The 20,856-nt window shown below is 72.9% G+C and carries 19 protein-coding genes; 4 read left to right on the forward strand and 15 right to left on the reverse strand.

The window, feature by feature from the left end:
- Nucleotides 1-3 precede the first annotated feature (3 nt).
- The 6 genes from ispH to hpnC are packed head-to-tail and all read right to left on the reverse strand — an operon-like array spanning nucleotide 4 to nucleotide 7,525.
- Entirely contained in the window at nucleotides 4-1,470 is a 1,467-nt protein-coding gene (gene ispH / locus VSH64_RS06055) for a 4-hydroxy-3-methylbut-2-enyl diphosphate reductase (RefSeq protein ID WP_326834478.1), read from the reverse strand.
- A complete protein-coding gene (gene shc / locus VSH64_RS06060) occupies nucleotides 1,467-3,395 on the reverse strand; it encodes a squalene--hopene cyclase (RefSeq protein ID WP_326834479.1) in 1,929 nt (642 codons plus the stop codon). The genes ispH and shc overlap by 4 nt, the downstream gene beginning before the upstream one ends.
- Nucleotides 3,395-4,435, reverse strand: coding sequence for a polyprenyl synthetase family protein (locus VSH64_RS06065; protein ID WP_326834480.1), 1,041 nt, complete (start codon nucleotides 4,433-4,435; stop codon nucleotides 3,395-3,397). The genes shc and VSH64_RS06065 overlap by 1 nt, the downstream gene beginning before the upstream one ends.
- On the reverse strand, nucleotides 4,432-5,784 hold the full coding sequence (gene hpnE / locus VSH64_RS06070; RefSeq protein ID WP_326834481.1) for a hydroxysqualene dehydroxylase HpnE: 1,353 nt from the start codon (nucleotides 5,782-5,784) through the stop codon (nucleotides 4,432-4,434). The genes VSH64_RS06065 and hpnE overlap by 4 nt, the downstream gene beginning before the upstream one ends.
- Nucleotides 5,781-6,653: a presqualene diphosphate synthase HpnD gene (gene hpnD, locus VSH64_RS06075; RefSeq protein WP_326834482.1), complete on the reverse strand. Its 873-nt coding sequence runs from the start codon at nucleotides 6,651-6,653 to the stop codon at nucleotides 5,781-5,783. Before hpnD ends, hpnE begins: the two co-directional genes overlap by 4 nt.
- Nucleotides 6,650-7,525 carry a squalene synthase HpnC gene (hpnC, locus tag VSH64_RS06080; RefSeq protein ID WP_326834483.1) on the reverse strand — a complete coding sequence of 292 codons (876 nt, stop codon included), beginning with the start codon at nucleotides 7,523-7,525 and terminating at the stop codon, nucleotides 6,650-6,652. Before hpnC ends, hpnD begins: the two co-directional genes overlap by 4 nt.
- 199 nt (nucleotides 7,526-7,724) lie before the next feature.
- Between hpnC and VSH64_RS06085 the strand changes: the two genes are divergently transcribed.
- The gene (locus VSH64_RS06085; protein WP_326834484.1) at nucleotides 7,725-8,876 is read left to right on the forward strand and encodes a PucR family transcriptional regulator; all 1,152 of its coding nucleotides are present in this window, start codon (nucleotides 7,725-7,727) and stop codon (nucleotides 8,874-8,876) included.
- A 143-nt stretch (nucleotides 8,877-9,019) separates the two neighbouring features.
- Here VSH64_RS06085 and VSH64_RS06090 read toward each other — a convergent pair whose 3' ends face one another.
- Both VSH64_RS06090 and VSH64_RS06095 read right to left on the reverse strand, forming a co-directional pair.
- Nucleotides 9,020-9,799 carry an SDR family NAD(P)-dependent oxidoreductase gene (locus tag VSH64_RS06090; RefSeq protein WP_326834485.1) on the reverse strand — a complete coding sequence of 260 codons (780 nt, stop codon included), beginning with the start codon at nucleotides 9,797-9,799 and terminating at the stop codon, nucleotides 9,020-9,022.
- Nucleotides 9,800-9,804: 5 nt separating this feature from the next.
- Complete coding sequence (locus VSH64_RS06095; RefSeq protein WP_326834486.1) at nucleotides 9,805-10,458, reverse strand: VC0807 family protein; 654 nt, start codon at nucleotides 10,456-10,458, stop codon at nucleotides 9,805-9,807.
- 116 nt (nucleotides 10,459-10,574) lie between these two features.
- On the opposite strand from VSH64_RS06095, the gene VSH64_RS06100 reads away from it, so the two are divergent.
- Nucleotides 10,575-11,540, forward strand: coding sequence for a DMT family transporter (locus VSH64_RS06100; protein ID WP_326834487.1), 966 nt, complete (start codon nucleotides 10,575-10,577; stop codon nucleotides 11,538-11,540).
- A gap of 59 nt (nucleotides 11,541-11,599) precedes the next feature.
- Complete coding sequence (locus VSH64_RS06105; RefSeq protein WP_326837915.1) at nucleotides 11,600-14,149, forward strand: MGDG synthase family glycosyltransferase; 2,550 nt, start codon at nucleotides 11,600-11,602, stop codon at nucleotides 14,147-14,149.
- Nucleotides 14,150-14,152: 3 nt separating this feature from the next.
- Here VSH64_RS06105 and VSH64_RS06110 read toward each other — a convergent pair whose 3' ends face one another.
- The 4 genes from VSH64_RS06110 to VSH64_RS06125 form a co-directional block, all read right to left on the reverse strand.
- Entirely contained in the window at nucleotides 14,153-14,914 is a 762-nt protein-coding gene (locus tag VSH64_RS06110) for a DUF427 domain-containing protein (RefSeq protein WP_326834488.1), read from the reverse strand.
- Nucleotides 14,915-15,107: 193 nt separating this feature from the next.
- Nucleotides 15,108-15,614, reverse strand: a complete 507-nt coding sequence (msrA, locus tag VSH64_RS06115; RefSeq protein ID WP_326834489.1) for a peptide-methionine (S)-S-oxide reductase MsrA — start codon at nucleotides 15,612-15,614, stop codon at nucleotides 15,108-15,110.
- 50 nt (nucleotides 15,615-15,664) lie between these two features.
- A complete protein-coding gene (msrB, locus tag VSH64_RS06120; RefSeq protein ID WP_326834490.1) occupies nucleotides 15,665-16,126 on the reverse strand; it encodes a peptide-methionine (R)-S-oxide reductase MsrB in 462 nt (153 codons plus the stop codon).
- Nucleotides 16,127-16,217: 91 nt separating this feature from the next.
- A complete protein-coding gene (locus tag VSH64_RS06125; RefSeq protein WP_326834491.1) occupies nucleotides 16,218-17,144 on the reverse strand; it encodes a LysR family transcriptional regulator in 927 nt (308 codons plus the stop codon).
- Nucleotides 17,145-17,252: 108 nt separating this feature from the next.
- Here VSH64_RS06125 and VSH64_RS06130 point away from each other — a divergent pair, with 108 nt between their 5' ends.
- Nucleotides 17,253-18,497, forward strand: a complete 1,245-nt coding sequence (locus VSH64_RS06130; RefSeq protein ID WP_326834492.1) for an MFS transporter — start codon at nucleotides 17,253-17,255, stop codon at nucleotides 18,495-18,497.
- Here the strand turns inward: VSH64_RS06130 and VSH64_RS06135 are convergent.
- The 3 genes from VSH64_RS06135 to VSH64_RS06145 are packed head-to-tail and all read right to left on the reverse strand — an operon-like array spanning nucleotide 18,463 to nucleotide 20,821.
- On the reverse strand, nucleotides 18,463-18,882 hold the full coding sequence (locus tag VSH64_RS06135; RefSeq protein WP_326834493.1) for an ATP-binding protein: 420 nt from the start codon (nucleotides 18,880-18,882) through the stop codon (nucleotides 18,463-18,465). The two genes, VSH64_RS06130 and VSH64_RS06135, sit on opposite strands and share 35 nt — an antisense overlap.
- On the reverse strand, nucleotides 18,879-20,444 hold the full coding sequence (locus tag VSH64_RS06140) for a PP2C family protein-serine/threonine phosphatase (protein WP_326834494.1): 1,566 nt from the start codon (nucleotides 20,442-20,444) through the stop codon (nucleotides 18,879-18,881). The genes VSH64_RS06135 and VSH64_RS06140 overlap by 4 nt, the downstream gene beginning before the upstream one ends.
- Nucleotides 20,441-20,821 (reverse strand): STAS domain-containing protein, encoded by a 381-nt coding sequence (locus tag VSH64_RS06145; protein ID WP_326834495.1) that lies wholly within the window; start codon nucleotides 20,819-20,821, stop codon nucleotides 20,441-20,443. The genes VSH64_RS06140 and VSH64_RS06145 overlap by 4 nt, the downstream gene beginning before the upstream one ends.
- Nucleotides 20,822-20,856 lie beyond the last annotated feature (35 nt).

Raw genomic sequence — 20,856 nt, forward strand, 5'->3', positions numbered from 1 at the left:
GGCTCAGAGCACCTCCCGAGGTAGGGTGAAAGTGATTTCTTCCTCCGTCAGCCGGCTTTCGGCGACGGTGACCGGCCCGAGTCCGCCCAGGCCCGCCACGACCTCGTCCACGAGGTGCGGCGGCGCCGAAGCACCCGCGGTGAGGCCGATCCGGCCCGCGCCGGCCAGGCGGCGCAGGTCGATGTCCGAACTTCCGTCGACCAGCACGGCCGCGGTCCCCTCGCGCTCGGCGACCTCCACGAGCCGGCGGGAGTTCGACGAGTTGGCCGAACCCACCACCAGCACGAGGTCCACCGAGCGCGCGATCGCCCGCAGCGCCTGCTGCCGATTCGTGGTGGCGTAACAGATGTCGTCCTTGCGCGGCGCGGACAACCCGGGAAAGCGCGAGCGCAGCACCGAAGCGATCTCCTCGGCCTCGTCGAGCGCCAGCGTGGTCTGCATGGTGTAGGCGACGCCGCCGGTGGCCTGCACGGACCGGGCCGCCGCGACGTCCTCCACCACCACGACCGAACCGGGCGCTTCCCCGACCGTGCCTTCCACTTCTTCGTGCGACGCGTGGCCGATGAGGAACACCGTGTCGCCGCGCGCGCTGTAGCGGCGCACCTCGTTGTGCACCTTGGTGACCAGCGGGCAGGTCGCGTCGATCACCGACAGCCCGCGGTCCGCGGCGTCGCGGCGCACCGCCGGGGTCACGCCGTGGGCGGCGAACACGAGCGTCGCGCCCTCGGGCACTTCCTCGACCTCGTCCACGAACACCGCGCCGCGCTCTTGCAGCTGCCGCACCACGTGGGTGTTGTGCACGATCTGGCGCCGCACGTACACCGGCGCACCGTGCTTGGCCAGCGCGCGGTCCACGATGTCGATCGCCCGCTCCACGCCGGCGCAGAACGACCGCGGGCTCGCCATCAGCAGCTCCCGCGGCCCGGTCGCCGCGGCCCACGCCGTGAGCGCCGGAACGGCCGCCCGCAGGCTTCGCAGCCCCGCGAGACCGTGGGACACGGTGCCAGGACGTAGCAACGGCGCGCCCACCGTGTCCACAATGGACCGCGCGACCGCGAACGGCTGCCCCGGAGCAGCCAGCCGGTGCGACTCCATGTCCACCGCCAGCGCGCCCGACGCGGCCAGCTCCGCTCGTTCCCGTTCACCCACCACGTGGTCCACGCCGAGCACCGGTCCGACGTGGACGGTCAGGCCGAGCCGGCGCAACGCCCCGGCCAGCAACGGCGCGGACGGCACCGCGACCGCCCCGTCGGGCCCGCGCACCTCGTCGGCCACCACCACGTCACCCGGGCGCACCTGCGGCGCGAGGCCGCCGCCGATCCCGGCGACGATCCGCGGCCCAGCGGGCAGCCGGGCCGCGGTGGCCGCCGCCCGCCGGGGACCCATGCCCGTGCGCACCGCCGGCAGACCGGCCCCGCGCAACGCGGCCCGCTCGATCCGCAGCGGCGCGCACAGCACGGCCGGTCTCACGAGCCGCTCCGCACGTAGCGCCCCAGCGCCGACAGCGGGAACACCACGCGGTAGAGGTGATACGAGAGGTAGAAGTCGCCCGGGAACCCGGTGCCGGTGTGGAAGTCCTCGTCCCAGCCGCCGTCCGGGCGCTGCTCGGCGCACAGCCACGCCACCCCGCGGGTGACCTCGGACGACTCGCGCTCTCCCGCGGCCAGGAGGGCGAGCAGCGCCCACGCGGTCTGCGACGGCGTGGACTCGCCGCGGCCCGACCAGTTCTCGGGGTCGTCGTAGGACCGCAGGTCCTCACCCCAGCCGCCGTCGGCGTTCTGGTGCTCGGCCAGGTACCGCACCGCGCGGCGGATTCGCACGTCGGACGCGGGCAGGCCGGCGAACACGAGCGCGGGCACCACGGCGCCGGTGCCGTACACGTAGTTCGCGCCCCACCGGCCGAACCACGAACCGTCGGCCTCCTGGTTGTCCAGCAGCCACTTCACGCCGCGCCGGCACTCGACCGTGTCCGTTTTCCCTTCCGCTGCCAGCATTTCCACCACGTGCGCGGTGACGTCGGCCGACGGCGGGTCGATCACGGCCCCGAAGTCGCAGAACGGCAGCTTCGTGGTGAGCACCTGCGTGTTGTCCGCGTCGAACGCGCCCCACCCGCCGTCGCGCGACTGCATGCCTTCGAGCCACTTCACGCTGCGGTCGATCGCGGCGCGGATGCGCAGGTGGTCGGGCCGGCCCATGCGCCGCAACGCGAGCACCACCTCGGCGGTGTCGTCGGTGTCGGGGTAGCCGTCGTTGGCGAACTCGAACGCGAACCCGCCCGGCGTGAGCGCGGGTCGGCGCACCGACCAGTCGCCCGGCACGCCGATCTCCTCGCCGAGCATCCAGTCCGTGGCGCGCACCAGCGTCTCGTCGCCGGGGGAGACGCCGGCGTCGAGCAGCGCGGTCATCGCCAGCGCGGTGTCCCACACCGGCGACTGGCACGCCTCGAGCCGGCGCACCCAGCCCTGCTCGGTCTTCTCGCGGATGGTGAAGCCTTCGAGCCCTTCGAGCCCGGCCTTGAGCGCCGGGTGGTCGAGCGGGTAGCCGAGCAGGTGCAGCGCGAGGATCGAGTACACCCACGGCGGCTGGATGCCGCCCCACGAGCCGTCGGCCTCCTGGCGCGCCAGGATCCACTCGGCGGCCTGGCGCAGCGCGACCTTGCGCACCGGGTTGAACGGCAGCTTCGCGTACGTGTGCAGTGCGGTGTCGAGGTTTTCGAAGACCCCGTCCCACGTCCACGGCGCCGAGGACTTCTTCGGGCGCTTGCCGATCCGCAGTTCCGCGACGTCGAACGGCAGTGACCGGCGCGGCCGCAGCGTGCCGACGATCGTGAGCGGCACGATCGTCTGGCGCGCCCAGCACGCGAAGTCGTAGACGTTGAGTGGGAACCACGACGGCAGGAAGATCAGTTCCGGCGGCAGGTTCGGCAGGTCGGCCCACGACCACTGGCCGAACATCGCGAGCCAGACCCGGGTGAACACCCGCGTGCTCTCGAGCCCGCCGTGCGCGCGGATCCAGTCGGCCGCCTCGGTGAGCCACGGCGCGTCGGCCGGGTCGCCGGCCAGCCGCAGCGCGACCCACGCCTCCACCGTCGTCGACAAATCGGCCGGGCCGCCGGGGAAGTTGGCCCACGTGCCGTCTTCCCGTTGCTGCGAGCGGATCCAGCGCGCCGATTCCTCCTTCTGCTGCTCGGTGAGGATGCCGAGGAACTGGCGCAGCAGCAGGTCTTCGGCGTCCATCGTGACGTTGGTGGCGAGCTCGCCCTTCCACCAGCCGGCCGCGTGCTGTTCGCCGCGCAGGAACCCGACGCCGGCGGCCACGGTCTCCTCCGGCGTGCGCGCGCGATCCGGCTCGCGCGGAGTGTCCGAAGTGGAGGTTCCGGGAACGGTCTGGGTCATCACGCCTCCCGGTGCACGATGAAGCGGGCGATGCCGATCAGCTCGTCGCGCGGCCCGGCCGGGATCGCGGACAACGCGCGCTCGGCCGTTTCGACGCGGCGCGCGGCCTCGGCCGTGGCCCAGTCGCGCCCGCCGGCCGAAGCCACCAGGGCGGCCACGCGCGCCAGCTCGGTCTCGTCGCCGGTTTCCTCGCCGGCGAGCCATTCGGCCAGCTCCCGGCCCGTCGCCCCGCCGTGGGTGATGGCGTAGGTGACCGGCAGTGACTTCTTGCGCGCCCGCAGGTCGGAGTACACCGGCTTGCCGGTCACGGCCGCGTCGCCCCAGATGCCGAGCACGTCGTCGACGAGCTGGAACGCCAGCCCCACCTCTTCGCCGAACACGGCCAGCGCGTCGACGGTTTCGGCGGGCGCGCCGGCGAGCACGGCGCCGATCGCGGCGCTGCCGGAGAGCAGCGCGCCGGTCTTGCCGCCGGCCATGGTCACGCACTCGGGCAGCGTCACGTCGTCGCGCTGCTCGAACTGCACGTCGAGCACCTGGCCGTGGATGAGCCGGCGGGTGGTCTCCGACAGCAGCCGAGCGGCCGGGATGGCGTGCGCGGAACCGCTGTCCAGCACCACTTCCTGCGCCAGCGCGAGCATCGCGTCACCGGTGAGGATCGCGGCCGGCGCGCCCCACAAAGCCCACACGGTGGGGCGGTGGCGGCGTTCGGTGTCGCCGTCCATGAGGTCGTCGTGGACGAGCGAGAAGTTGTGCACCAGCTCGACGGCGACCGCGCCGGGCACGCCGGTCTCCGCGGGCGCGCCGGCGGCCAGCGCCGAGAGCACCGCGAGCGCGGACCGCACGGCCTTGCCGCCGTTGCCGCTCACCGGGTTGCCGTCGGCGTCGGTCCAGCCGAGGTGGTACGCGCTGATCGCGCGGCTGGTCTCGTCCAGCCGGTCGACGGCGGCGCGCAGCGCGGGCTGCACGGCGTCGCGGGTGCGGCCGAGTGATTCCGGCACCGCAGGGGCCGCCTCGGCGGCGGGTCGCATGGTGGCGGTCATGCTCCGACTCCCTCCTTCTCCTCGTGCACGTTCTTCTCGAGGAGGGCGGTCGCCGCGGCCGCACCGCTGCGGGCAGCGCCCTCCATCGTCGCCGGCCAGCCGGTGGCGGTCCACGCCCCGGCCAGGTAGAGGCCCGGCGCGCTCGTCTGCGCGGACGGCCGCAGCGACGCGGTGCCCGGGCCGGGCCGGAACGTCGCGTGCCGCTCGCGGGTCACGAAGAAATCGAGCACCTCCGCACCGCGTGCTTCCGGCAGCAGCCCGGTCAGCTCCGGCAGGAACCGCTCGCGCAGGGCCGCGGTCGGCAGGTCGATCAGGTCGTCGGCGGCCGAGAGCGACATCGCCAGGTACTGCCCCGAAGCCAGGCCCGACTGGCGGGTGCGGTCGAAGACCCACTGCACCGGCGTGCGCACGCCGGCCACGAACGGCTCGTCGAGCACCCGGCGGTCGAGCACCACGTGCACGTTCACGATCGGCGAGCTGCCCAGCCCGCCGGACCACCCCGGTGGCAACGGGATCGCGCCCGGCGGCGCGAGTTTCTCCGTGACGGGCGGCGGTGCGGCGAGCACGACCTGGCCGAACACCGCGTCGCCCTCGTCGGTGCGCACGCGCCAGCCGCCGGTGGTCTCCTCGATGCCGCGCACCTTCGTGCCGGTGCGTACGTCGGCGCCGGCCGCGGTGAGCACGTCGAGCGCGGCGTCGCCGTGCAGCTCGCGCAGCGGCACGAGCGACCAGCCGATGTCGGCCGCGGCCGGATCGGTGAGCAGGCCCTCCTGGAACACCGTGGCCGCCAGCGCGAGCGACGCCTCGTCGGCCGTCGCGTTGAGCGTCGCGACCCCGACGAGGTCCCACAGCGCCTCGATCGCGGCGGCACTCTGCCCGTGGCGGCGCAGCCATTCGCCGAACGACTGCCGGTCGGTGCGGTCGTCGGTCGGGTCCACGCGGCGCAACGCCAGCGCTGCCAACGCGAAGCGCGCCCGGTCGAGCGGCTTCAGCGGGTCGTAACGCAGCAGCGACGCGGCCAGGTGCAGCGGCGCCGGCAGGTCACCGCGGCGCAGCCAGGTCGGCTCGGTCGCGCCCGGCGTGCGGATCGGGATCTCCAGCCGCGGCTGCAGCATCACGCGGTCGGCCACGCCGAGCCGGTCCAGCAGCGCGAGGTAAGCGGTGCAGCAGCGCAGGAACACGTGCTGGCCGTTGTCCACGTGCAGCTCGCCGCGCGTGAACGAATGCGTGAGCCCGCCCAGGTGCGGCCGGGCCTCGAACAACGTCACCGGCCGGCCGGCGTCGGCGCAGCGCAGCGCGGTGGCGATGCCGGCGAGCCCGCCGCCGACGATCGCGACCTCGGCCGTCATCGGCCGGTCCCGGTGAGCGCCCGCACGGCCACCACGGCCTTTTCCCGGCCGGACAAGGAAAGCCGGCGGTCGAACACCAGCGAGGGCTGCTCGTCGATGCGGTCGAGCAGCGTGCGGTAGATGCCGGACATCGCCGTGCAGCACGCGGCGCTGCGCCGGTCGAGCGAGGGCACCAGCTGCAGGCCGCGGGCGTACCAGTCGCGGGCGCGCGCGGCGCTGAAGTGGACCAGTGCGGTGAGCCCGCCCTCGGGGTCGGCCAGCCGGCCGTCCTCGCCGACGGTGAGCTCCACGCCGAACCGGTCGAGGTCTTCCTTGGGCAGGTAGACGCGGCCGTTGAGCAGGTCTTCGCGGATGTCGCGCAGGATGTTGGTCTGCTGCAACGCGATCCCGAGCTCGTCGGCGTACGTCGGTGCCTCGGGCTCGGGCTTGCTGCCGAACACACCGAGGCACAGCCGGCCCACCGAACCGGCGACGCAGCGGCAGTACTCGACCAGGTCCTCGAAGCGCACGTACTCGCGCCCCGTCACGTCCATCTCGACGCCGTCGAGCAGCTCCTCGAACGCGCCGAGCGGGATCGGGTAGCGCCGCGCCGCGTCGGCCACGGCCACGTAGACCGGGTCGGTGCTCGCCGACAGGTCGCCGAGCGATTTGCGGATGCCGGCCAGGCCCTGCAGCTTCGCCTCGGGCGTGAGGTCGCCGTCGCCGATGTCGTCGACGATCCGGGCCAGCGCGTAGACCGCGCACAGCGCCGAGCGCTTGTCCGGTGGCAGCAGCCGGATCCCGTAGTAGAAGTTGCGCGCCTGCTCCTTCGTCACGCGCGCGCAGTGCTCGTACGCGTCGTCGACCGTGCTCGTTCCGACCGCGTTCATCCCGACCGCCTCCCCGTCTTCGCGTCACCCACCTGCAGCCACACGAGCCACGCCAGCACTCCCGCTTTGCCCGGCCTGGCCTGCGTGGCGAGCACGTCACCGTGCGTTTCCCGCAGCGCGTCGACGGTCGCCAGCCCGCCGGCCACGAAGCCGCTCACCGCCAGCCGGCCCCAGCCGCGCAAGTGCCCGACCAGAGCAGCGCCGCTGCCCAGAAGGGCGGCGGCGCGGTCGATCTCGAAGCGCATCAGCGCTCTCAGGCGGCGCGACGCCTGCGCCGCGCCCAGCTCGTCTTCGCTCACCCCGTAGGCCTCGAGGTCCTCGGCCGGCAGGTAGATCCGGCCGGCGCCGTAGTCCTCGGCCACGTCCTGCCAGTGCTCCAGCAGCTGCAACGCGGTGCACACGCTGTCCGACAGCTCCTCGGCCTCCGGGTCGGCGACGTCGAACAGGCGCAGCACGATGCGGCCCACCGGATCGGCGGACAGCCGGCAGTAGCCGCGCAGGTCTTCGTAGGTGGCGTACCGCTTCACGTGCTGGTCCTGCAGGTTCGCCTCGATCAGCCGGCGGAACGGTTCGAGCTCCACGCGCCCCGCGCGCATCGCCGGCACCAGGCCGCGGATCGCGGGGTCGGCGGGCTCGGCACCGTCGAAGGCGGCCGAGAGTTCGTCACCGAAGTTTTTCAGCAGAGCGATCCGGTCGCCGTCGGCCTCGTCGCCGAGGTCGTCGATCGTGCGCGCGACGCCGTACACGGCCTGCAGATCCGACCGCAGCCGCCGGGGCAGCACTCGCAGCGCGACCGGGAAGTTCTCCGCGTGCCGCTTCTCCCGCAGACCGTCCGTGTCCGCTGCGTGACCGCCAGGTGAAGTCGATCTCATCGAACAAAGCATGACTCGCACTTATGGGCGGCTTCTGCAATCGGAAGAAGAATTTGTTGGCTTCGACTTGGCACGAGCGGACAAAGTGGGGTGAGGATAAAGGCGGACCGACCCCGTAGACCTGCGACCTGCTGCGGAAGGACAAGCTGCGCACATGGGATCAGACCAGGTGACCCGTCTGGGTGAACTGGAGACCGTCGTGACCAGGCGGCTCCCGGCCATCCTGAACGAGGTTCGTGATCAGCTCGTCGAACAGCACCCCGATTACGCTGCGTTCCTCACCGAGGAGCTGGCGGAGATCGTGACGGCCAGCGCCGGCTTCGTGCGCCGGCTCATCAACCTCGCCGAACGGCCCGACGAGGACCTGCCGGAGCTGGGCTCGGGCGTCGAGCAAGTGGTGTTCGAGGAGATCGGGCGCACGCAGTACCGGCAGGGCCGGCGCGTGACGAGCCTGCTGTCGGCCTACCGGGTCGGCGCGCGGGTGGCGTGGCGCCACGTGTCGGAGGCGGCGCTGGACCTCGAGGTGCCCGCGGAGCTGTTCGCCTCGCTGGCCACCACGGTGTTCGCGCTGGTGGACCAGCTCTCCGAGTCTTCGCTCAAGGGCTACCTGCAGGAGCAGTCCGACGCCGTGCGCATGCGCGAGCGGCTGCGCGACGAGCTGACCGAGCTGCTGCTGTCCGACCGCGCCGACGGGGCGGCCGTGCAGGCGGCGGCGCTGCGGGCCGAATGGCGGCTGCCGCGCTCGGCCGCCGTGGTGCTGGTGGAGGACGAGAACCAGCTGGGTCGCGAGCTCGTGGCCCGCCTCGACGACACCTGCCTGCGGCTGCGCCGGCCGGGTCAGCTCGTGACGATCGTGCCGGACCCGGGTGGTCCGGGGCGGCGCGCGTGGCTGGCTCGCGCGCTGCGCGGCGGCGGCGCCGTGGTCGGGGCGACCGTGCCCGTGGACCGGCTGCCGGCGAGCCTGCGCATCGCCGAGGTGACGCTGCGGCTGCGCCGCGACCGCCTGCTGGCCGACGACCCGGTGTTCGCCGACGAGCACCTCGACGCGATCATCGTGCACCGCGACGACCGGCTGCTCGAAGTGCTGCGCAAGCGCTGCCTCGCCCCGCTCGACGAGCTCGGCGACGCCTCGCGCGAGCGGCTGCAGACCACGCTGCGCTCGTGGCTGCTGCACCTCGGCGACCGCAAGGCCGTGGCCGAGGACCTGCACATCCACCCCCAGACGGTGTCCTACCGGCTCGGCCGCCTGCACGAGCTGTTCGGGCCCGCACTCGACGACCCGGCCGCTCGCGCGACGCTGCTGCTCGCCCTGGCCTGGGGTCCCGCCGGCGGACAGCCGACCTCCGAGTGACTCAGGGAATAACCCTGACGACAGAGGTGGTTAGCCCGGCTAAGTTGTTCATGAAGGGTGAGGACGAGTCGCGGCATAGGGAGACGTTTGCCGGCCTGACTCGGGGCGAGGGAGGTGCCGTGCGCGGTCCGCTGGGCGAGCCGTCAGCTTTCGGCGCCGAAGCGCGTCGCGAGCGCGCGGTAGGTGCCGGGCACCGCGCCGCGCAGCGCGACCGGCAGCCGCAGCCAGCGGGGCACGTAGTAGTCGCAGGGCCGTTCGGCCGCGCGCACGACGGCGGCCGCCACCCGCTGCGCGGACACCGGCTTCGGCGTCGTGCGGGCGTAGGGCTTGCCGCGCCGCTCGAAGAACGCCGTGCGCACCACGCCGGGCACGACCACCCCGACCTCGACACCGGTTCCGTGGAGCTCGAACCGCAGGCTGTCGGCGAACGCGTCGAGACCCGATTTGGTCGCCGCGTACACGGCTTCGCCGGCGACACCGGTGCGCCCGGCGATCGACGTCACGAACACGATCCGGCCGTGGCCGCGGGCCAGCATGCCGGGCAGCAGCGCCCGGGTGAGCTCGAGCGGCGCGGTGAGGTTCACGGTGACCAGCCGGGTGAGGTGCTCGGGGGCGAGCTCGGTCAGCGGTCCGGCCCAGCCGAGGCCGGCGTTGTTCACCAGGGTGTCCACGCGCCCGGTCACGGCCAGCGCGCGTTCGGCCAGCTCGGCGGCGGCTTCGGGGTCGGCGAGATCGGCGTCGAGGGCGGTGCCGCCGGTTTCCGCGGCGAGCGCGGCGAGGCGGTCCCGGTCGCGGCCGTGGAGCAGCACGTGGGTGCCGGCCGCGGCGAGCAGACGAGCGGTGGCTTCGCCGATGCCCGAGGAAGCGCCGGTGACCAGCGCGGTCCGGCCGGGGGCCGCCGGGGCGTCGCGGCGAGCCGTCATCGGGGTCAGACGGCGGTGAGCGCGGGCTTGTGCGACGCCATGCGCAGCACGATGCCCTCGGAGCGCAGCGACCGGCGGAACCACCACAGCGAGCCGACGATCGCCAGCGCGACGAGCGTGTACGAGCCGGCGGTGCTCACCATGAGGAAGTTGCCGACCGTCGCCTTCGCGAGCATCACCAGCGTCACGGAACCGTTCACGGCGAACACCAGCGCCCACAGCACCGACACGCGCTGGAAGAAGCGCCGCATCCCGGGGTGTCCGGACAGCGTGTCGGGGAACGAGCAGAAGTCACCGGCCAGCCGCGCGAGCAGCGGCTTGTTGAACGGCGCGGACACCAGGAACAGGCTGGCGATAACGAAATTCTGTAGGGTCGGCTGCAGGAAATACAGGAACGCACTGCCTGTGGCCAGGCCCAATGCGGTCCTGGCGATCAACAGCGCCGAGGTGAGCCACAGGACCGCCGGGATGGGTTTGCGCATCACCAGGCGAGTCACGACCACCACAACCGACCAGCACAGTGCGGCGATGACCCCGCTGTCGAAGCTGACGAGGGTGAGGAGGAGGTAGAAGAGGCCCGCGGGAACGAGTGTGGACTCCAGCAGATGCCGACCTCCGCCCACGACCAGGTTGCGGAACGAGGGGAGGTCGATCGTCATGTGGTGTCGCATGCGTGTCAAGTACCTCCGGTGCGGGGTGACCATCCCCCTCACGGCCCACGAATTTTTCAACAGCATAGGCACGGCGGATGGGAATGGTGTGAGGTGAGTATTCCATGAGTGTCACGGGGGTGTCGCTTTTCGTGGCCGTCCCGGCCGCGGTGATCGGTGCGGCGTGCATGGGAATCGCCAGCGCCGCCCAGGCGAAGGCGGCCAAAGAGGTCGAGCCGGCGAGCCCACTTGATCTCACGTTGTTCAAGCGCCTCGTCGGGCGACCATTGTGGCTCATCGGCATCGTGGCGACCGTACTGGGGCTCGTTTTGCAGCTCGTCGCGCTGGCGTTCGGGCCGTTGCTGCTGGTCCAGCCGCTGCTGGTCACGTCGTTGATCTTCGCCGGATTCGTGTTCGCCCGGCTCGATCGCCGCGGCCCGGACCGGGTGATGAGCGCCGGTTCGGCGTTGTGCGTGGTCGGGCTCGCGGTGTTCCTGCTCGTCGCGCGGCCCAGCGGCAACGGCGATGTGCTCGTGACCGGTACCGCGCTGCTGCCACTGGGGATCGCGCTGGCCGCGGTGACCGTGGCCGGGCTCGCGCTCGCCGCGCTCAGCCGCACCGGGTCCGGGCGCGTGCTCGGGCTCGCCGCGGCCACCGGCGTGCTCTACGGCCTCACCGCCGGCCTGATGAAGGTCGTCGCCGGGCAGTTCCGCCAGGGCCTGGACGAACCGTTCAAGCACTGGACGCTCTACATCGTCTGCGTGGTGGGCCCGCTCGGGTTCCTGCTCAGCCAGAACACCTTCCAGCAGGGCCGCTACCTCACCCCCGCGCTGGCCGTGATCACGGCGCTCGACCCGCTCGTGGGAGTGGCGATCGGGCTGTCGTGGATGGGGGAGAGCGCCAACGGCACTCCGTGGGCGCTCGCCGGCGAGGCCTTGGCCGCCCTGGTGATCGTGGTGGGCATCGCGATGCTGTCCACGCGCGCGGCTCACCTGGACGTGGCGATCGAAGAAGAACACGAACACGCCGAGGCCGAGCGCGCCGGGTCGGACCCCGACGACGGGTACGGTCTGGCCGGATCCACGTGTTAGCACAACAGCGGGTGACCGCCGCTCGCGGCACCTCTGGCGAAGGGGGCGCGTTGGAGCGCGTGCTGATCGTCTCCGCGAACATGGGGGAAGGGCACAACGCCACCGGACGGGCGCTGGAGGGCGCCGTGCGGGAGCGCTGGCCCGGCGCCGAGGTGAAATGGCTCGACGCCCTCGACCGGCTGGGCCCGGGGTTCGGCGGCTTGTTCCGCCGCATCTACGTGGCCAACGTCGAGACCACCCCGTGGCTGTACGAGTTCTTCTACGACGCGATCTGGCGGATGCCGTGGTTCGCGGCGGCCTCGAAGCGTTTCACCGCGTCCTGGTGCGGCCGGCGGCTCGCGAAACCGGTGGCGGACTTCGAGCCGGACCTCGTGCTGTCCACCTACCCGATGGGCACGGCGGGGCTGGCGTGGCTGCGCCGCCGCGGCCGGCTCACGGCCCCGATCGGCGCGTGGGTCTCGGACTTCGCGCCGCACCCGTTCTGGGTCTACGGCTCGGCCGACCTCACGATGGTGATGCACGACGTCGCCGTGGGCCTGGCGCGCCGTTGCGCACCCTCGGCGGTGGTAGGGGTTTCGGCGCCGCCGGTGCGGGCCGAGTTCCGGCCCGGCGACCGCGCCGGCGCGCGCCAGCGGCTCGACCTGCCGCCGGAGTCGTTCGTGGCGTTGGTTTCCTGCGGATCGCTCGGGTTCGGCGACGTCGAGGGCACGGTGCGCGAGCTGCTGGCGGCGGGACCCGACGTGGTGCCGGTCGCGATCTGCGGCCGCAACGAAGCCCTGCAGCAGCGGCTGGAACGGCTGGCGGAGCCGCGGCTGCGGGTCGTCGGCTGGACCGACCGGATGGCCGACTACACGATCGCGTCGGACGTGGTGGTGACCAACGCGGGCGGAGCGACCGGGCTCGAGGCGCTGGCGTGCGGGCGGCCCGTGCTCATGCACCGGCCGATCGCGGCCCACGGCAAGGCCAACGCCCGGCTCATGGCCGAGGCCGGCCTCGCGCTCGTCACGGAGGAGCAGGGGGAGCTCACGGCGGCGGTCCGCGCGCTGCTCGCGGAACCCGAGCGGCTCAAGGCGATGGCCGAGGCGGCCACCCGCCACTGCGACTCGGCGACCTCGCTCACGGAGGCGCTGGAGTCCCTCGTGGCCTCGCCGCTCAACCCGGCACCGCAGCGCCTGCGGCCCGAGGACGCGCTGTTCCTCCACGTCGCCACCCCGCAGGTGCCGCAGCAGGTGGGCGCGGTCCTCATGCTCGACCCCAAGGCCGACGGCTCGCGCCCCACCCACGCCGACGCGGTGCACCTGCTCTCGGCCACCCCCGGCCTGCGCGCCCGGCTGCTGCCCGGCGGCGGCCTCTGGCGCGCGAAGTGGCAGGAAGACCCGGCCCGCACCGCCGAAGACATCCTGTCCGACGCCGAGCTCCCGGCCGGCAGCGAGCTGGAATCGTCGCTGACGGCCCAGATGGACGACTTCTTCTCCCGGCCCGTGACCCCGGAGCACCCCGTGAGCGCCCGCCTCGTGACGGGCCTCGAAGGCGAGCAGGGCGCGCTGCTCATCGCGCTGCACCACGCGGCGAGCGACGGCATCGCCGTGATCGGCGCGCTCGTGGGCCAGGCCCGCGGCAAACCGCCTCTCGATCCGCCACCGGTTCCGCTGCGGCGCAGGGGAATGCGGGGTGCGGCCGAGCGTGCGGGCACGCAGGTGCGCGACCGGGCCGGCGCGGTGGCGCGGAGTGTTCGGCCGGCCGGTGGCAAGGGCAGCGCGAAGAAGGGCGCGAAGCGCAAGGAAGCCGAAGAGCTGGCGCGCGGCGTCTGGGCGCTCGCGCGGGCCGGCACGGCGCCGCGCGTGGCGTGGGACACCACCATCGCCGGGCCGCCGCGGCACTACGCGCGGGCGCACCTCTCGGCCCCGCAGGTGCGGGCCGCGGCGCGAAAGGTCGGCGTGCCGACCACGGACTTCGTGCTGGCGCTCGTGGCCGAGGCGGTGCACCGCGAGCTGGGCGCGGCGGCGCCGGAGCGGGTGCGGGTGCTGATCCCGATGTCCATCCGCGACACCGGCACGTTCCGCCAGCTGGGCAACCACACCGGTGCGGCCAGCGTCGACCTGCCGACGGGCGCGATGACGCTGACCCAGCGCGTGCGCGCCACGCGGGAGCTGCTGGCCGCGCAGGTCACCCGAGGCGCGCCGCGGGCGGGCAACGCCGTGGTGCGCGTGATCGGCGTGCTGCCGCCGGGACTGCACCGGCGCGTGGCGCGGCTGGTGTACCGCGGCACGTGGTTCAGCATGATCGCCTCGGTGCTGCCGGGCGCGCGGTCGCCGGTGGTGCTCAACGGTTCCCTCGTGCGCACGGTCTACCCCGTGCTGTCGCTGGCGCCGGGCGTGCCGGTGGCGGTGGGCCTGATGACCTGGGCCGATCGGTTCACCGTGTGCGTGACGGTGCCCGCCGGTCACGCCGCGCGGGGCGACCGGCTGGCGGAGACCGTCACGGCGGCGTTCGACCGGCTGCAGGCCGAGCACCTGCAGGCGGAGCAGGCTCGGGCCGACCAGGTCGAGGCTGACCAGAGCAGGGCCGAGCAGAACCGGCCCGGCCCGCTGAAGTCCGAAGTGGACTGACCGTCAGGAGAAGTGCGTGGTGGGCCGGGGGATCTCCCGGCCGTCGACGAAGAGGTCGACCTTCTCGTTGTAGAAGCAGATCAGGCTCGAGATCGCGCTGAGCGAGCGCGTGGGGAAGTCGTAGGACCAGGCGAGGTCCTGGTGCAGCACGTCACCGGTGCGCACCGACCAGTAGCCCGTGGTGGTGCCCTTGTACGGGCACGCGGTCACGGTGCTCGTGGGCACGAGGTGCGTGAAGTCCACTTCGGTGCGGTTGAGGTAGTACCGCGTGGGCAGGCCGGTTTCGAACAGCAGCACCGGCGACGACGACTCGGCGAGCGTGTGGCCTTCGAGCGCCACTCGCACGTGGCGCGTGGACCGCAGCGCGTCGACCCGGGTGTACGGGCTGCGCGGGTGCACGAACACCTGCTCGTCCTCCTCGAACCACGCGTCGAGGGCGGCCCACTCGAACCGGACGTGGTCGGTGAGCCCGCCGGCGTCGGCGCCGTAGAGGCGCGCGGCCGCGGTCTTCACCTCACCTCCGGCGCGCAGCGTCTGGCGGCGCGCGGTGCCGCGCTTGAGGTGCTGCGGGTGGTCCTCGTCCACGAGCACGCCGGGCTTCACGTCGGCGACCGGGATGTAGTACTGCGGGTAGTTCGGCCATTCCCACACGTAGAGCGCGCTGGTGGTGTCGAGCACGGTCTCACCGCCGAGCACGGCGCGGATCCGCCGCGGCACCGGCTCGACGTGGTCGGTCGGGGTGATCGCGTCCGGGTAGTCGCGCATCGGGCTCTCCGTGGGATCGGCCGGGCCGGCAGCGGGAGGACCGCCGCCGGCGGGAAAGAACGGTGTCGGCTTGAGCAGTGGTGGCTCGGGCAGGAGTCGGCTTCAGGAAGTGCCGGCTCGAGCGGTACCGGTCTGAGTAAAGGGCGCTGAAAAACGCGCGGCGCGCGGACGAGGTGTCCGCGCGCCGTGGTGATCAGGCCGTCGCCCGCTTGGGCAGCTTCCACCCGGGACGGGGGAAGTGGCAGGTGTAGCCGTTGGGGTAGGTCTGCAGGTAGTTCTGGTGCTCGGCCTCGGCCACCCAGAAGTCACCGGCCGGGGTGACCTCGGTGACGACCTTGCCGGGCCAGAGACCGGAGGCCTCGACGTCGGCGATGGTGTCTTCGGCGACCTTCTTCTGCTCGTCGTTCGTGTAGAAGATGGCGGAGCGGTAGCTCAGGCCGATGTCGTTGCCCTGGCGGTTCTTCGTGGTCGGGTCGTGGACCTGGAAGAAGAACTCCAGCAGGTTGCGGAAGTTCGTCTGCTCCGGGTCGTAGTCGACCTCGATGGACTCCGCGTGGGTGCCGTGGTTGCGGTAGGTGGCGTTGGGCGTGTCGCCGCCGCTGTAGCCGACCCGCGTGGCCACGACGCCGGGCTGGTGGCGGAACAGCTCCTCCATGCCCCAGAAACATCCGCCGGCGAGGATCGCCTTTTCGGTGGTCACGTCGTCTCCTAGCTTCTTCTCGGGGTTAATGCTTGTCTCGGTTGCCCGCGTTACTTGCCTTCGGTGGTGAAGAGGGCACGGAAGTCTCCATACCCCTCCTTCTCCAGATCGTCGAGGTGGACGAATTTCAGCGACGCGGAGTTGATGCAGTAGCGCAGGCCGCCCTGGTCCACCGGACCGTCGTCGAAGACGTGGCCGAGGTGGCTGTCACCGTGCAGCGAACGGACCTCGGCCCGGATCATGCCGTGGCTGAAGTCGTTGCGCTCGACGACGTTCGTCTTCTGGAGCGGCTTGGTGAAGCTCGGCCAGCCCGACTGGCTGTCGTACTTGTCCACCGACGCGAACAACGGCTCGCCGGACACCACGTCCACGTAGATGCCGGGCTCGTGGTTGTCCCAATACTCACCGGTGAACGCCCGCTCGGTGCCGTCCTGCTGGGTCACGCGGTACTGCTCCGGGGTCAGCCGGGACACGGCTTCCGGGTTCTTGTTGTACTGGGTCTGCTGGGACACAGCTCTCCCTTCGCGGCCTTTCGGCTCGGGCTGGGGAACCAGGTGAAACGCACCTGGACGTACAGCTATAAAGACACCGTACGGGCCCTGTCTATTCCCTCGGACGGCCGCTTGCGCCGCCGTCCGACTTCTGTAAGAAATCGGCGTCCACCAGCAGATCGAGCAGCGTCCGCAGCGCCCGGCCGGGGGCCTTGCCGCCGCGGCTCACGACCGAGAGCGGCCAGACGGGCGCGGGGTCGGCCAGCGGCACCACCACGGTGCCCGCCACGGTCAGCGGCACCACCTCGGGCAGCACGGCCACCCCCAGGCCGGCGGCGACGTACAGCGGCATCACGCGCAGGTCCGCCACCTCCAGCGGCACCCGCCGGGAGGTGCCGAGCGCGTCGTAGGCGCGGTCGAGGGCGATGCGGTTGCCGAAGCCGCGCGGCGCGTCCACGAACCGCTCGCCGGCCAGGTCCCGCAACGCCAGCGCCGGCCGGTCCGCCAGCGCGTGTCCGGTGGGGAGCACGGCGTAGTAGGGGACCGTGACGATGGTGTGCACGGTCAGGCCCGGCAGCTCGCTCTCGGGCAGGCCGAGCAGGGCGACGTCGAGCCGGCCGTGGCGCACGTCCTCGGCGAGCCCGGTCGAGCCCGTGACCGACACCGTCACGTGGAGGTCCACCAGCGGGTGCCGGGCGTGGAACGCGCCGAGCAGCGCGGGCAGGTCGAGCGAGCCGACGCTGGTGAGCGTGCCCAGCCGCAGGCTGCCGCGCACGCCCGCCGAGGCCTCCTGCACCACGTCGCGGGCCCGCTCCACGGCCTCGAGCGCGGCCTTCGCCTCCGGCAGGAACAGGGCGCCCGCGGCCGAGAGCGCGACCCGGCGCGTGGAGCGGTCGAACAAGGTCGTGCCCAGCTCCGTCTCCAGCGTGCGGATGGTGGCGGACACCGTGGACTGCACGGTGAACAGCCGCTGCGCAGCGCGCGTAAAGCTCAGTTCTTCGGCCACGGCCACGAAGTACTCGAGCTGACGGGTCTCCACGCCGCCAATTATCGCAGCCGACGATAACTGTCGCCAGGACTTTTCGTTGGACGTGATGAGTCGCGCGGCGGATTCTCGGAAGGGCAAGAACTCCGAGGGAAGGTCGCCATGCTCCACACCGTTTCGCCCGTCTTCGCCCGGCCGTCGGTCGGCCACCACTGGGGCTTCCGCGTGATCGCCTTCGCGTTCGCGGCCTCGCTCGCGTTCTCCACCGTGCCGACCCCGCTGTACGCGCTCTACCAGCGCCAGGACGGGTTTCCGACGTTCGTGGTGACGATCGTGTTCGCCGCCTACGCGGTGGGCGTGATGGTGAGCCTCTACCTCGCCGGCCACGTGAGCGACTGGCTCGGCCGGCGCCGCGTGATCGTCGCCGCCACGCTCGCCGAAGCGGTGGCCGCCGCGTTGTTCCTGTCCTCGCCCGAGCTGCCGGTGCTGGTGCTCGCGCGGCTGATCAGCGGGGCCGGCGTCGGCGCGCTCACGGCCACGGCGACCGCGCACCTGGCCGAGCTGCGCGCGATCGCGCGGCCGGGCGAGCACACCGGCCGTGCCGGGCTGATCGCGAGCGTGGTGAACCTCGGCGGGCTCGGCCTCGGCCCGTTCGTCGGCGGGTTCTTCGCGCAGTACGCCACGAGCCCGCTCACCACGCCGTTCGCGGTGTTCCTGGTGGTGCTGCTCGTCGCGGCGGCCGCGGTGGCGCTGGTGCCCGAAACCGTGGAGCCGTGGGACGAGCGCCCCGCGTACCGGCCGCAGCGGCTCGCGCTGCCGGCCGAGGCGAAGCAGCCGTTCTTCGGCGCGGCCATCGCGGTGTTCGCCTCGTTCGCGATCACCGGCCTGTTCGCGGCGCTGGCCCCGACGCTGCTCGCCCAGGGCCTGCACCAGACCGGCCGGCTGCTGGCCGGTGTCACGGCCGCGTCGCTGCTCGCCGCCGCCGCGCTCGGGCAGGTGCTCTTCGCCCGCGTGCCGATCGCGCGCCAGCTGCGGTACGGGTTCGTGCTGATGGCCGTGGGCCTGGTCGTGCTGCCGGCGGCCGCGATGCTGGGATCGCTGTGGCTGTTCTTCGCCGGCAGTGTGCTGGCCGGCACGGGCATGGGTCTCGGCTTCCGCGCGTCGATCGCGACCGTCGCGGCGCTGGCCGGGCCGCGCTCGCGGGGCCAGGTGCTGGCGGCGCTGTTCCTCGCGGCCTACGCGGGCCTGGTGGTGCCGGTGCTCGTGGTCGGCCTGGCGCTGGTGTGGGTCTCGAGCCCGGTGGCGTTGCTGGGTTTCTCGGTGGCCGAGCTCGGACTGCTGGCGTGGTCGGCGAACCGCATCCTTCGGCCTGCTAGTCGGCCGGTTCCCGCTGCCAGCCGAGCGTGACGGTGGTGCCGTCGGGCCGTTGCACGCACTCGCTTTCGTGGGCGAGGCCCTCCATCAGCGGCAGGCCGCGGCCGCGCAGGCCGTCGGTCGGGCGCGGCGGCAGCCAGCGGCCGTAGTCGGTCACGACCACGGTGATCTTGTCCCCGGCGCAGGTCGCGACCACGTCGAGCACCCCGGTTTCGCGGCCCTCGTAGGCGTGTTCGGCGGAGTTGGCCATGGCCTCGTAGCTCGCCATCACCACGTCCTCCTGCTGCGTGGTGCTGATGTCGAGCCCCGCCACCCAGCGGGCGAGGGCGCGGCGCAGGCCGATCAGCGGCTCGGGCGCGGCGGTGACGCGGCGGCGGAACTCCGGGGCGGCGCGGTCGTCGGCCGCCTGCCCGGTCACGCCGCGCCTCCGGCCAGGTGACGCACGTGGATCAGCGCGATGTCGTCGTCGTGGCTGCCGCCGGTGAGGTCGTGGATCAAGCGGTCCCACGCCGTTTCTGGGTCGGGCCCGGCGCGCAAGCCGCCGAGCGCGGTGATCAGCTCGGCCATGCCGACGGTGAGGTCGCGGGTGCGGCTCTCCACGAGCCCGTCGGTGTAGAGGACGAGGTCGGTGCCGGGCGGGAACGCCACCTGCTGCTGGGGGAATTCGGCGCCGACGCCGAGCGGCTGCGCCAGCGCTTCGCCGATCTGCTCGCAGGTGCCGTCGCCGTGGATCAGCACGGCCGGCAGGTGACCGGCGTTCGCGTAGGTCAGGAACCCGGCGGCGGGGTCGTGCACGGCGTAGAAGCAGGTGACGAAACTCGGCTCCGCGAAACGGCCGGTGAGCTGCGAGACGTTGCGCAGCACCTCCGAGGGCGCCAGCTCCAGCAGCGCGTACGAGCGGATCGCCGTGCGGACCTGGCCCATCACGGTGGCCGCGGTGACGCCGTGGCCGACCACGTCGCCGATCACGAACGCGGTGGCGCCCGAACCGAGGCGGAGCACGTCGAACCAGTCGCCGCCGACCTTGCTGCCGGTCGCGGCCGGCAGGTAGCGCGTGACGAGGTCGAGACCGGGCACCGGCGGCGCGGCGGGCACCATGCTGCGCGAGAGCTCGGCGGCCAGCGTGCGCTCGCGTTCGAAGAGGCGGGCGTTGTCGAGCGCGATGGCCGCGTAGCCCGCGATGCCTTCGGCGAGGTACTCGTGGCGCTCGGTGAAGCGGCCGGTTGCGGGGTGGCCGAAGAAGAATCCGCCGAGCACGTCGCCGCTGGTCGGGCTCACCACCGACACGGCGAGGTAGCTGCGCACGGGCAGGTGGCCTTCGGGCATGCCGTGGTAGGGCGCGTTGTGGCCGAACCGCGGGTCGGCCGTGATGTCGGCGCTGCGCACGGTGCCGGTGCCGTCGAAGGTCGGGCCGAACACGGCGGTGTTGCGCGGCATCGGGAAGCGGGAGAACGCTGCGCGCGGCACGCCGGACAGCGTGTAGAGGGTGTAGGACTCGCCGAACTGGTCGATGAGGTTGTAGAAGAAGGCGCCGAAGGCCGCGCCCGTGGCGCTGGTGGCGGCGTCGGTGGCGTCCTGCACCACGTCGTCGAGGTCGAGCTGCGCGGTGAGGCGGCGCCCGATCGAGTGCAGTGCGTCGACGACGCCCGCTTCGGCCCGCAGGCGGCTCACGGTGCCGGTGAGCTCGGCCGTCGCCGCGTCGACCCCCACGGCGGTGGGCGCGAGCCGCGCGCCCTCGGGGGCGTCGGTGTGCAGCAGCACGGTGGCGTTGTCGTCGGCCACGACCACCGCCCCGGTCACGCGCTGGGCCGGCACGAGCTCGGCCACCGTCGCGGCGTCGGGGACCACGACGCGGCCGTGGCCGCGGAACTCGGCGGCGTCGAGCTGGCGGACCCGCACCGCCACGGGCCGGCCCTCGGCGTCGACGAACGCCTTGCGCACGGCCTCGGCCACCGGCCCGAGGCCGTCGGCGGTGCTCACACCCCCTCCAGCGCGGCGGGCAGCGACGGGAAGAGCGCGAGCTCGTCGGTCAGCCGCGTGAGCTCGAGGGGTCGCAGCGTGAGCCGGCCACTCGCCACCACGCGCACGTCCGCGGGCTCGGCCAGCCGGTGGGCCCACACGAGCACCGCCATTCCGGCCGAGGCCAGGAAGTCGACGGCGCTGAGGTCGATCACGAGCACCGGCGCCCGCGTGCGCGCGGCGCGCTCCACGAGCCGGCGCAACTGCGGGGCGAGCGCGAGGTCGAGGGCGCCGCTCACGGTGAGCACGCACGTGCCTTCGTGGTCGCGCAGCGCGACGGCGCCGCCCGCGGTCTCCACCCGGCCGGCGTCGTCGGCGGGGACCCCGGACTCGGCCATGCCGCAAATCATGCCAAGCGGACGCCGGTCGCGCC

Source organism: Amycolatopsis rhabdoformis, from assembly GCF_035918295.1.
Classification (GTDB): domain Bacteria; phylum Actinomycetota; class Actinomycetes; order Mycobacteriales; family Pseudonocardiaceae; genus Amycolatopsis; species Amycolatopsis rhabdoformis.